This is a genomic window from Streptomyces sp. NPDC020898 (assembly GCF_044333925.1).
In the GTDB taxonomy this organism is placed as follows: Bacteria; Actinomycetota; Actinomycetes; order Streptomycetales; family Streptomycetaceae; genus Streptomyces.
On record NZ_JBIRRV010000001.1, the window covers coordinates 1,334,060 to 1,346,363 of the forward strand.

Sequence of the window (12,304 nt, forward strand, 5' to 3'; positions counted from 1 at the left end):
CATGCTAATCCAGTAGCGTCATACGCACCAGGTTGCGGGAAGCGCAACATGCGCGCTCTTGGTTTCCGTGCTGTTACTTGCAGGTGCGTTGTTTACTGCGCGTATAGTTTCGCTGTGAGCAACCACAGCACAGACACCGAAACGTCCAGTTCCCAGGCCGGCGGAGTGCAGTCGGTAGACCGTGCGATCAGCGTTCTGGAGATTCTGGCCCAGCGCGGTGAGGCGGGCGTCAGCGAGGTGGCGGCCGAGATCGATGTTCACAAATCCACGGCGTTCCGGCTGCTCGGCGCGCTGGAGGCACGTGGTCTGGTGGAGCAGGCGGGTGAACGCGGCAAGTACCGCCTCGGCTTCGGCATCGTGCGGCTGGCCGGTGCGGTCACGGGAAGCATCGACATCACCCAGCAGGGCCGCCCGGTCTGCGAACAACTCGCCGAGGAGATCGGCGAGACCGTCAACATCGCGGTGATGCAGGAGCACTACGCCGTCAACCTGTACGAGGTGCGCGGCCCCGGCGCCGTCAGCGCGTACAACTGGGTCGGCCAACTGACCCCGCTGCACGCCACCTCCAGCGGCAAGATCCTGCTGGCCCACATGCCCGCGAAGGAGCGCGCCGCACTGCTCCTCGGCGCCGGCCTGAAGAAGGTCACCCCGCACACCATCACCACGAAGGCGAAGCTGGAGAAGAACCTCGCGGAGGCGCGGGAACGGGGGTACGCCTGGACCCAGGAGGAGCTGGAGATAGGCCTGCACGCCATGGCCGCCCCGATCCGCGACCGGCACGGAGAGGTTGTCGCGGCGCTGAGCGCCTCCGGCCCTTCGTACCGGTTCACCGAGGAGCGTCTGCACGAGCTCGCCCCGGTGCTGCTGAAGGGGGCGGAGGAGATCAGTCACCGGATGGGGTACTTGGGCTAGTTCTTTGACCGCGGGCCGGTGGGGGCTTGTCGCGCAGTTCCCCGCGCCCCTGGAGGGCGCTACCGCGCCCCCAGGCGCTCGTTCACCCAGTCGTGGAACGCGCCAATGTGGTGCTCGCTCGGCACCAGCACGCCCCCCTTGGCGTACAACCGCGAACTCATCCCGGGCTGGGTGCGCTCGCAGGCCTCGAAGTCCTGGCGGTTGACGCGGTCGAAGAGCTCCACGGACCGGCTGACGTCCTTGCCGCTCTCGACGACGTGCGGGAGATACAGCCAGTCGCACTCGACGATCGTGCGGTCGGCGGCCACCGGGTACATCCGGTGGAAGATCACATGGTCGGGTACGAGGTTGATGAACACCTGCGGCCTGACGGTGATCGCGTAGTAGCGGCGGTCCTGGTCCTCTGCGACGCCCGGGATGCGGTCCAGCCCCTCGGAGCCGTCAATCGTGAACCCCTGGACCTCCCCGCCGAACTCGGCGCCGTGGCCGACGTAGTACTGCGCGGCGTAGCCGTCGGCGAACTCGGGGAGCACCTCGGTGAGTTCGGGGTGGATCGTGGCGCAGTGGTAGCACTCCATGAAGTTCTCGATGATGAGCTTCCAGTTGGCCTTCACGTCGTAGACGATCCGCTTGCCGACCGAGAGGTTGTCGATGTCGTAATGCTCGATCGACTCGACGTCGCCGAGCCGGCCGACGATCTCACCGATGACGTCCTCCTCGAAGGAGGGCGGGTTCTCCGCCAGGCAGACCCAGACATAGCCGAGCCATTCCCGGACGGCCACATTCACCAGGCCGTACTCGGTACGGCCGACGTCGGGCATCTTGGTGAGGTTGGGCGCCGCGACGAGCTTGCCGTCCAGGCCGTACGTCCAGGCGTGGTACGGGCACTGGAAGGCCCGCTTGACCTCACCGCTCTCCTCCGTACACAGTTTCGCGCCCCGGTGCCGGCACACGTTGAAGTACGCGCGGATCGAGTTGTCCCGCGCCCGCGTCACGAGGATGCTCTCGCGCCCCACGTCGACGGTCCGGAAGGCACCGGGTTTCGCCAGCTCGGACGCGCGCGCGACACAGAACCACATGGTCTCGAATATGCGCTCCTGCTCCTGGGCGAATATCCCCGCGTCCGTGTAGGAGGAGCCGGGCAGGGTGGCGATCAGACTGTCGGGCAGGCTGCTCGAGGTCACGGTGCACTCCTCGGAGAGACGTCGTGGTGGTGGTCAGGATCGGTCAACGAGATATCGCGAAGCGCCCTAGCGGGCAGCTGGCCAAGCGGATCGCCCTCTAGCGTGTAGGGCCCCGCAGGGGCCCACCCGCTAGGGGCGCGGGGAACTGCGCGACAAGCCCCCACCGGCCCGCAGGCGAATCACCGCAAACCCGGCAGAGCCAACTGCTTACGCCAGCGGACGAACAGCCGAGGCTGATTCATCCCCAGCACAGCAACCGCCTCCCCGGCCCGCCGATAAACAGCCAGCACATTCCGGTCACCGACAGCACCCGCCTCGACCGTCACACTGTCCGCGCCGCCCGCGTACCCGGCGAACTGGATCTTCACCCCGTACTGGTCGGACCAGAAATAAGGCGGCCGGGGCCCCCCGGACTCCACCCCACCCCCCGCCAACAGCGCAGCCACCGCGGCAGCGGGACGCTCCACCGCCCCCGTCCAGTGCTCGACCCGGCGATGGGCACCCACCCGGGGGTCGTACCAGTTGGCGCAGTCGCCGACCGCGACCACCCCGGCGACGCTGGTGCGCCCGTCGGAGCCGCACTTGACGCCGTTCTCGAGGGCGACGCCGGACCCTCCCAGCCACTCGACGCAGGGCCGCGCACCCACTCCGACGACGACGATGTCGGCGGGAACACTGCGCCCGTCCTCAAGCAGAACGGCCTCGACCGTGCGCTCCCCGCCGAGCCCCTTCACCCCCACCCCGCACAACAGCCGTACGCCGTGGTCCGCGTGGAGACCGGAGACGACGGCGCCCATGGTCTCGCCCAGCGGTCCGGCGAGCGGTGTCGGGGCGGCCTCGATCACCGTCACGTCCAGACCGAGGGCGTACGCGGTGGAGGCGACCTCGGCGCCGACGAACCCGCCGCCGATCACCACCAGCCGTCCGCCGCGGGCCAGTTCGTCGCGCAGGGCGCGGGCGTCGTCCAGGGTGCGCAGGGTGTGCACGCCGGCCAGGCCGTCGGCACCCGGCAGGGTGCGCGCGACGGCGCCGGTCGCGATGACGACGCCGTCGGCGCGGACCTTCCGGCCGCCGGCGAGGCGGACGGTCCGGTCCGTGCCGTCCGTACGGTCGAGGCCGATCGCGCGGGCGCCGAGCAGCCACTCCGCGCCCAGGTCCTCGCCGTCGGTCTCCAGCCCGAGGTCCGCCTCGCCGAGGGTGCCGGCGAGGAACTCCTTGGACAACGGCGGCCTGTCGTACGGGCGGTGGGCCTCGTCCCCGATGAGGACCAGCCGCCCGTCGTAGCCCTGTGTGCGCAGGGAACGAGCCGCCGACAGGCCGGCCAGCGAGGCTCCCACCACCGCCACCGTCCTCACGCGGGACCCCCGGCGAGCCGGGACGCGATGCAGGGCGGCAGGTTGGGGGCGTCGGTGGACACCCTGACGTAGATCATGCCGTCCTCGACGACGACCTCGTGCGTCCGCACCGGGAGCTTGGCCGGCGGGGAGTCGACGGCACCTGTCCGCAGGTCGAACTTCGAGGCGTGCAGCGGACATTCCACCTCGCAGCCCTCCAGCCAGCCGTCGGCGAGCGAGGCATCCTGGTGGGTGCAGGTGTCGTCGATGGCGAAGACCTCGCCGTCGTCGGTGTGGAACACCGAGACGGGCGGGTCGATGTCGAGCCGGTAGGCCTCACCTCGCGGGAGATCCGCGAGACGGCACGCGGGAATCATCATGACACCTCGGTGCGTATAGCGAAACGGATTGCGGTAAGCGCAACGCCAGTTTGAGGGCGCCCCAGAACCCTTGTCAAGAAGTCCAGGGAGCGGGATAAGCCATTGCCACGAGTTGCACCATGAACAACCCGACGCACATTGCACAACAGCGAACGAAGCGAGCCCGATGCCGGAATGAGCGCGTTCGAACAGCTCAAGCAGGCATCGGGCGGTAATGACCCCACTCCGTGGGGCGCGTGGGGCGCAAGGATCGCCGGCCGGTCAGAAACCGCGGTCGATCCACTCCTGGAGGTTCGGGGCCTCGGCGGCGACGGTGGTCGTGTCCCCGTGGCCGGTGTGCACGACGGTGGCGCCCGGCAGATGCAGCAGCCGGTTGCGGATCGAGCCGACGATGGTGGGGAAGTCGCTGTACGACCGTCCCGTCGCCCCCGGCCCGCCCGCGAAGAGCGTGTCACCGCTGAACAGCGCCTTCAGGCCCGGTGCGTACAGGCAGACCGCGCCGGGGGCGTGACCCGGGGTGTGCAGCACGGTCAGCCCGACACCGGCCACCGTGAGGACCTGCCCATGGGCCAGTTCGCCGTCGGGCGCCCGCTCGGGATGGGTCTGCTTCCACAGCGGCAGATCGTCGGGGTGAAGCAGGATCGGGGCACCCGTCCGCGCCGCGAGTTCGGGCGCGGCGTCGATGTGGTCGTTGTGGGCGTGGGTGCACACGATGGCCCGAAGGCTGCGCCCGCCGAGGGCTTCGACGATCGCCCCGGCGTCGTGCGCCGCGTCGACGACGATGGCCTCCTGGCCGTCGCCGACGATCCACACGTTGTTGTCGACGTCCCAGGTGCCACCGTCGAGCGAGAAGGTGCCCGAGGTGACCAGACGTTCGATACGGGCGCCGGTCATCACAGCACCACCACCGAGCGAAGTACGTCGCCGCCGTGCATCCGCTCGAACGCCTTCTCCACGTCGTCGAGCGCGATGGTCTCGGTCACGAAGGCGTCCAGGGGGAGGCGCCCCTGGAGGTGGAGGTCGATGAGCATGGGGAAGTCGCGGGAGGGCAGGCAGTCCCCGTACCAGGACGACTTCAGTGAGCCGCCGCGCCCGAAGACGTCGATCAGCGGAAGCTCCAGCTTCATGTCGGGAGTCGGCACCCCGACGAGAACCACCGTCCCGGCCAGGTCCCGGGCGTAGAAGGCCTGCTTGTACGTCTCCGGACGGCCGACCGCCTCGATGACCACGTCGGCACCGTGGCCGCCGGTCAGCTCACGGATCGCCTCGACCGGATCGGTCTCCTTCGAGTTGACCGTGTGCGTGGCGCCCATCGTGCGGGCGGTGGCCAGTTTCCGGTCGTCGATGTCAACCGCGATGATCTTCGCGGCGCCCGCCAGGTTCGCCCCGACGACGGCCGCGTCCCCGACACCGCCGCAGCCGATGACGGCGACGGTGTCACCGCGCCCCACGTTCCCGGTGTTGATGGCGGCGCCGATACCGGCCATGACCCCGCACCCCAGAAGGCCCGCGACCGCCGCGGAGGCAGACGGGTCGACCTTGGTGCACTGCCCCGCCGCCACCAGCGTCTTCTCGGCGAAGGCACCGATACCGAGAGCCGGGGACAGCTCGGTGCCGTCGAGCAGGGTCATCTTCTGCTTGGCGTTGTGCGTGTTGAAGCAGTACCAGGGCCGCCCCCGCAGACAGGCCCGGCAGTTCCCGCACACGGCACGCCAGTTGAGGATCACGAAGTCACCGGGCGCCACGTCCGTGACCCCCTCCCCCACCGACTCCACGACGCCCGCCGCCTCATGGCCCAGCAGGAAGGGGAAGTCGTCGTTGATCCCGCCCTCGCGGTAGTGCAGGTCGGTGTGGCAGACCCCGCAGGCCTGGATCTGCACCAGCGCCTCCCCCGGACCGGGGTCCGGCACGAGGATCGTTTCCAGACTGACGGGGGCGCCTTCCCCCTTCGCGACGACAGCACGGACCTGATGAGTCATGACCGCTCCTCGGCTGATACGAAACCTGGATGTTGCTCATTACGGCACACATCTCATGTGTCGCAACACAGCATCGTGGAGCACCGAGCGGCGGTCAAGAATCTGGAGGGTCCTCAGACGTTCCTCCGGTACTGACCGCCGATCTCGAAGAACGCCTCGGTAACCTGGCGCAGCGTGCACACCCGGGCGGCGGCCATCAGGGCCTCGAAGGCGTTGTCGCCGCCCACGGCCGCGTCCTTCAGCCGGGCGAGCGCCTGCGCGGCCTCCGAACCGTGCGCGTTCTGGAAGTCGCGGACGCGCGTGAGCTGGGATTCCTTCTCCGTCTCCGTGGCACGGGCGAGCTCGACCTCCTGGGGCGCCCCCTCGCCGCCGGGCCGGCGGAAGGTGTTGACGCCGATGATCGGCAGCGTGCCGTCGTGCTTGCGCTGCTCGTACAGCATCGACTCGTCCTGGATGCGCCCGCGCTGGTAGCCGGTCTCCATCGCGCCGAGCACACCGCCGCGCTCGTTGATCCGGTCGAACTCGGCGAGCACGGCCTCCTCGACGAGGTCGGTGAGGCGGTCGATGATGAACGACCCCTGGAGCGGGTTCTCGTTCATGGCGAGCCCCCACTCCCGATTGATGATCAGCTGGATCGCCAGCGCCCGCCGCACCGACTCCTCGGACGGGGTGGTGACGGCCTCGTCGTAGGCGTTGGTGTGGAGCGAGTTCGCGTTGTCGTAGATGGCGATCAGGCCCTGCAGCGTGGTGCGGATGTCGTTGAAGTCCATCTCCTGGGCGTGCAGGGAGCGCCCGGACGTCTGGACGTGGTACTTCAGCTTCTGGCTGCGCTCGTTGGCCCCGTACCGCTCCCTCATGGCGACGGCCCAGATCCGCCGCGCCACCCGGCCCAGCACGGAGTACTCCGGGTCCATGCCGTTGGAGAAGAAGAAGGACAGATTGGGCGCGAAGTCGTCGATGCGCATCCCGCGCGCGAGATAGGCCTCGACGTACGTGAACCCGTTGGCGAGAGTGAAGGCGAGCTGGCTGATCGGGTTCGCCCCCGCCTCGGCGATGTGGTAGCCGGAGATGGACACGGAGTAGAAGTTGCGGACCTTCTGCTCGATGAACCACTCCTGGATGTCCGCCATCATCCGCAGCGAGAACTCGGTGGAGAACAGGCAGGTGTTCTGCCCCTGGTCCTCCTTGAGGATGTCGGCCTGCACGGTGCCCCGCACGTTCGCGAGCGCGTACGCCCGCAGCTGGGCGGCTTCTTCGACCGACGGATCGCGCCCCTCCACTCCCCGGAACTTCTCGATCTGCTGGTCGATGACGGTGTTGAGGAAGAAGGCGAGCACGGTCGGCGCCGGGCCGTTGATCGTCATCGACACCGAGGTCGTGGGCGCGACGAGGTCGAAGCCGTCGTACAGCGCCTTCATGTCGTCCAGGGTGGCCACCGAGACCCCCGAGGTGCCGACCTTGCCGTAGATGTCGGGGCGCTCGTCGGGGTCACGGCCGTAGAGGGTGACGGAGTCGAAGGCCGTGGACAGCCGGGTGGCCGGCTGGCCCTCGGACAGCAGCTTGAACCGGCGGTTCGTACGGAACGGGTCGCCCTCTCCGGCGAACATCCGCGCCGGGTCCTCGCCGTCGCGCTTGAAGGGGAACACCCCGGCGGTGAACGGGAAGAGGCCGGGCAGGTTCTCCCGGCGCCAGAACCGCACCAGCTCCCCGTGGTCGGTGAAGGCGGGCAGCGCGACCCGGGGGATCTTGTTACCGGAGAGGGACTCGCGGTTCAGCGGCGTACGGATCTCCCGGTCCCGTACCTTCACGACCTGCTCGTCTCCGGAGTACGACGCCACTACCGCGGGCCAGTTCCGGATCTGCTCCCCGATGTCGTGCGGGAGTCGCCGGTGGGCGTCCGCCAGCAGCGCCCGGACGCTCCCGGCGTCGGCCCCGGCCTCGACCAGCTCACCCTCGACGACGTCCAGCCGCTGCACCCGCCGGGCCGCCTCGGAGAGCGACTCGGTCTCCGCGTGATACGCCCGGACCGCCTCCGTGATCTCGGCGAGATAGCGCACCCGCTCCGCGGGCACCACCCGCCGGATGCCGGAGGAGTGCCGCACGCCGGCCGGCGCCAACGTGCCCTCGGACAGCGGCAGCCCCTTCTCGGCCAGACCGGTCGTGAGGTGCTGGTAGAGGGCGGTGACCCCGTCGTCGTTGAACGTGGCCGCCGAGGTCCCGAACACCGGCATGTCCTCGGGCCGCATGCCGAACGCCTCGCGGTTGCGCACGAGCTGCCGGCCCACGTCACGCATCGCGTCCTTGGCGCCGCGCCGCTCGAACTTGTTGATCGCCACGACGTCGGCGAAGTCGAGCATGTCGATCTTCTCCAGCTGCGAGGCGGCGCCGAACTCCGGCGTCATCACGTACATCGACGTGTCGACGAACGGCACGATCGCCGCGTCGCCCTGCCCGATCCCCGGCGTCTCCACGATCACCAGGTCGAACCCGGCGGCCTTGACCACGTCGATCACGTCGGACAGATGCTCGGGCAGCTCATGACTCCCTCGGGTGGCCAGGCTACGGAAGAAGACCCGGCTGCCGTCCAGGGAGTTCATCCGGATCCGGTCGCCGAGCAGCGCCCCACCGCCCCGACGCCGGGTCGGGTCGACGGCGATCACCGCGATCCGCAGCTTGTCCTGCTGGTCGACCCGGAACCGGCGTACCAGCTCATCCGTCAGCGACGACTTCCCGGAGCCGCCGGTCCCGGTGATCCCGAGGACGGGCGTGACCCGCGCAGCGGCAGCAGCGCGCACCTGCTCCAACAGCTCCGGGGGCAGCTTGCCCAGCTCCGCGCCGGTGATGGCACGGGCGATGGCGAACCGGTCACCGGTCAGAACGGCGGCGGCGTCGACGGCCTTGCTGTCCCACAGGTCGAAGTCGCAGTCCCGGATCACCGAGTTGACCATGCCGGCGAGGCCCATCCGCTGACCGTCCTCGGGCGAGAAGATGGTCACGCCGCTGCGGCGCAGCCGGGCGATCTCCTCGGGCACGATGACGCCGCCGCCACCCCCCACCACCTGAATATGCTCGGCCCCCTGCCCGCGCAGCGACTCCACCAGGTACTCGAAGTACTCCACATGCCCGCCCTGGTAGGACGACACGGCCACCCCGTGCGCATCCTCCTCCAGCGCCGCGTCCACCACCTCGCGCACCGACCGGTTGTGCCCGAGGTGAACCACCTCGGCTCCCTGCGACTGGAAGATCCGCCGCATGATGTTGATCGACGCGTCATGCCCGTCGAACAGCGCCGAGGCGGTGACCAGCCGGACGGGGTGCACGGGGCGGTGGAGATCGTTCACGGTCATGGGGGCCTTCCCATTTACTTGGACGTCCTAGCAAACAGGATACTAGGACGTCCAAGTAAATACCTCCCCAGCCCAGGCCCGACATTTCCACCCCGCCCGCCCGACATCCGAGAACAAGGCCCGTTCAGCACCACCCTCCCGCCCACCCACCCGCCCCCGCCACTTCTGCAGCCCAGGCGGCACCTCTCGAGCGCGGGCGGCACCTCTCAAGCACCGGCCGGCATCTCCAGCCCGTCCGGCGTTTGAGGACAAGACCCCGTTCAGCACCACCCTCCCGCCGCTTCTGCAGCCGAGACCCAGACATCCCAGCCCGTCCGGCGCTTGAGGACAAGGCCCGTTCAGGGCCGTAAGGGGGGTCTGGGGGTGCAGCCCCCAGGGATGGGAACGGGTAGGGGCGGCGGGGGCGAAAAACCCCTACGATGTGCCGCACGCCATTATGCAACTAGTTGCACAACCCTTCCGGCGTCCTCTACAAATACAAAAACGCCCCACCCCCTCCCGGAGGCCCCCATGAGCCGCTACCCCCACCTGCTCAGCCCGCTGGACCTGGGCTTCACCACCCTCCCCAACCGCGTACTCATGGGCTCCATGCACGTAGGCCTGGAAGAAGCCGACCGCGGCTTCGAACGCATGGCGGAGTTCTACGCAACCCGCGCCCGAGGCGGCGTAGGCCTCATCGTCACCGGCGGCATCGCCCCCAACGACGCCGGCCGCCCCTACGAGGGCGGCGCCAAACTCACCACCGACGCGGAGGCCGACCAGCACACGGAGATCACCGCCGCCGTGCACCGCGAGGGCGGCAAGATCGCGCTCCAGATCCTGCACTTCGGCCGCTACGCCTACCACCAGGACCTGGTCGCCCCCAGCCCCCTCCAGGCCCCGATCAGCCCCTTCCCCCCACACGAACTCACCGACGCCGAGGTCGAGCAGACCATCGAGGACTACACCCGCACCGCCCTCCTCGCCCGCCGGGCCGGCTACGACGGCGTCGAGATCATGGGCTCCGAGGGCTACCTGATCAACGAGTTCATCGCCGCCCGGACCAACCACCGCACCGACCGCTGGGGCGGCTCGTACGAGAACCGCACACGCTTCCCGCTCGACATCGTCCGCCGGGTACGCGAAGCCGTCGGCGAGGACTTCATCCTCATCTACCGCCTGTCGATGCTGGACCTCGTCCCCGGCGGCTCCACCCTCGACGAGGTGGTCGAACTCGCCCGGGCCGTCGAGGCGGCCGGCGCGACCATCATCAACACCGGCATCGGCTGGCACGAGGCCCGTATCCCCACCATCGCCACCTCGGTGCCACGCGGCGCGTACACCTGGGTGACGAAGAAGCTCATGGGCGAGGTCGGCATCCCCCTCGTGACCACCAACCGCATCAACACCCCAGAAGTCGCCGAGCAGTTGCTCGCCGACGGGTGCGCGGACATGGTGTCGATGGCCCGCCCGATGCTCGCCGACCCCGACTTCGTCAACAAGGCCGCAGCCGGCACCCCCGAAGCGATCAACACCTGCATCGGCTGCAACCAGGCCTGCCTGGACCACACCTTCAGCGGCCAGATCACCTCCTGCCTGGTCAACCCGCGCGCCTGCCACGAGACGGAACTGATCCTCTCGCCCACCCGGTTGCGCAAACGCGTCGCGGTCGTCGGCGCGGGTCCGGCGGGCCTCGCCTGCGCGGTGAGCGCCGCCGAACGCGGCCACCACGTCACCCTCTTCGACGCCTCCCCCGAGATCGGCGGCCAGCTGAACGTCGCCCGCAAGGTCCCCGGCAAGCAGGAGTTCGACGAGACCCTGCGCTACTTCCGCCACCAGCTCGACGCCCACGAGGTGGACGTACGCCTCAACACCCCTGTGACCGCAGCGGCATTGACCACGTACGACGAGATCGTCATAGCCACCGGCGTCACCCCCCGCACCCCCGACATCCCCGGCGTCGACCACCCGAGCGTCGTCGGCTACCTCGACGTTTTGCGCGACAACGTGCCCGTCGGCGACCGCGTCGCGATCCTCGGTGCGGGCGGCATCGGCTTCGACGTCGCCGAGTACCTCACCGACAGCGGCGACAAGACGAGCGAGGACCCGGCGGCGTACTTCCGCGCCTGGGGCGTCGACATGGACCACCGCACCCCGGGAGGACTGGCCGCACCCGAACGCCCCGCTCCTCCCCGCAGCGTCCACCTGCTCCAGCGCAAGGCGACCAAGGTCGGCGCCGGACTCGGCAAGACCACCGGCTGGATCCACCGCGCCGAGCTCAAGCACCGGGGCGTCACCATGACCCCGGGCGTCCAGTACGACCGCATCGACGACGCCGGCCTGCACATCACCGTCGACGGCACCAGCACCGTCCTGCCGGTCGACACCGTCGTCCTGTGCACCGGCCAGGACCCGCGCCGCGACCTGTACGACGAGCTGCTCGCCGCCGGCCGCGGCGTCCACCTGATCGGCGGCGCCGACCTGGCCGCCGAACTGGACGCCAAACGCGCCATCAAGCAGGGCACCGAGCTGGCGGCGGCGCTCTGACCGTCGTAGGAGGATCTCCAGGATCGAATCCCTAGGATTGAACGCATGTCACTCCCGCACGCGATTCTCACCGCCCTGCTCGAAAGGCCGTCCTCGGGGCTGGAGTTGACCCGCAGGTTCGACAGGTCGATCGGTTACTTCTGGTCGGCCACCCATCAGCAGATCTATCGCGAGCTGGGAAAACTGGAGGCCGAGGGACACATCCGCGCCCTCGCGAGCACCCAACCGACCCGCGGGCAGAAGAAGAGTTACGAGGTCCTGCCCGCGGGCCGCGCCGAACTGGCCCGCTGGACCGCCACCTCCCAGGAGCCCAAGCCCCACCGCGACACCATGCTGCTGCGTCTGCGCGCCTCGGCGGTCGTCGGCACCGAGGGCATCGAGGCCGACCTGCGCCGCCATCTCGCCCTGCACCAGCGGCAGTTGACGGAATATCAGGAGATCGAGCAGCGGGACTTCCCACCCGGCACGGACAGTCCCCAGGACCGGCTCCAGCATCTGGTCCTGCGCGCCGGCATCGACCTGGAGACCTTCTGGACCCAGTGGCTCACCCACGCACTGGCGGAGTTCGCAGAGCTGCCCGGCAACACCCCGTAACGCCCAGGCCGCCCCTCGGCCGAACCCTCAAGCCCCCCGAGCCGTCCT

Annotated in this window: 9 protein-coding genes; 3 read left to right on the forward strand and 6 right to left on the reverse strand. The window is 69.3% G+C overall.

Annotated features, from left to right (window positions below; translation table 11 throughout):
- Positions 1-165: 165 nt before the first annotated feature.
- Complete coding sequence (locus ACH4TV_RS05800; RefSeq protein WP_398395379.1) at positions 166-912, forward strand: IclR family transcriptional regulator; 747 nt, start codon at positions 166-168, stop codon at positions 910-912.
- Positions 913-971: 59 nt separating this feature from the next.
- On the opposite strand, the gene ACH4TV_RS05805 is transcribed toward ACH4TV_RS05800, so the two are convergent.
- The 6 genes from ACH4TV_RS05805 to icmF all read right to left on the reverse strand — a co-directional run bounded on the left by ACH4TV_RS05805 (position 972) and on the right by icmF (position 9,130).
- The gene (locus ACH4TV_RS05805) at positions 972-2,096 is read right to left on the reverse strand and encodes an aromatic ring-hydroxylating dioxygenase subunit alpha (protein ID WP_398394545.1); all 1,125 of its coding nucleotides are present in this window, start codon (positions 2,094-2,096) and stop codon (positions 972-974) included.
- 179 nt (positions 2,097-2,275) lie between these two features.
- A complete protein-coding gene (locus ACH4TV_RS05810; RefSeq protein ID WP_398394547.1) occupies positions 2,276-3,451 on the reverse strand; it encodes an NAD(P)/FAD-dependent oxidoreductase in 1,176 nt (391 codons plus the stop codon).
- Positions 3,448-3,810, reverse strand: coding sequence for a bifunctional 3-phenylpropionate/cinnamic acid dioxygenase ferredoxin subunit (locus ACH4TV_RS05815; protein ID WP_398394549.1), 363 nt, complete (start codon positions 3,808-3,810; stop codon positions 3,448-3,450). The genes ACH4TV_RS05810 and ACH4TV_RS05815 overlap by 4 nt, the downstream gene beginning before the upstream one ends.
- A 261-nt stretch (positions 3,811-4,071) precedes the next feature.
- Positions 4,072-4,704, reverse strand: a complete 633-nt coding sequence (locus ACH4TV_RS05820) for an MBL fold metallo-hydrolase (RefSeq protein ID WP_398394551.1) — start codon at positions 4,702-4,704, stop codon at positions 4,072-4,074.
- Positions 4,704-5,789: an S-(hydroxymethyl)mycothiol dehydrogenase gene (locus ACH4TV_RS05825; protein ID WP_398394553.1), complete on the reverse strand. Its 1,086-nt coding sequence runs from the start codon at positions 5,787-5,789 to the stop codon at positions 4,704-4,706. The genes ACH4TV_RS05820 and ACH4TV_RS05825 overlap by 1 nt, the downstream gene beginning before the upstream one ends.
- 113 nt (positions 5,790-5,902) lie before the next feature.
- Positions 5,903-9,130 (reverse strand): fused isobutyryl-CoA mutase/GTPase IcmF, encoded by a 3,228-nt coding sequence (gene icmF, locus ACH4TV_RS05830; protein ID WP_398395380.1) that lies wholly within the window; start codon positions 9,128-9,130, stop codon positions 5,903-5,905.
- A 516-nt stretch (positions 9,131-9,646) separates the two neighbouring features.
- Between icmF and ACH4TV_RS05835 the strand changes: the two genes are divergently transcribed.
- Positions 9,647-11,662, forward strand: a complete 2,016-nt coding sequence (locus tag ACH4TV_RS05835; protein ID WP_398394555.1) for an FAD-dependent oxidoreductase — start codon at positions 9,647-9,649, stop codon at positions 11,660-11,662.
- Positions 11,663-11,707: 45 nt separating this feature from the next.
- Positions 11,708-12,256, forward strand: a complete 549-nt coding sequence (locus ACH4TV_RS05840) for a PadR family transcriptional regulator (RefSeq protein ID WP_398394557.1) — start codon at positions 11,708-11,710, stop codon at positions 12,254-12,256.
- The last annotated feature ends 48 nt before the right edge of the window (positions 12,257-12,304 follow it).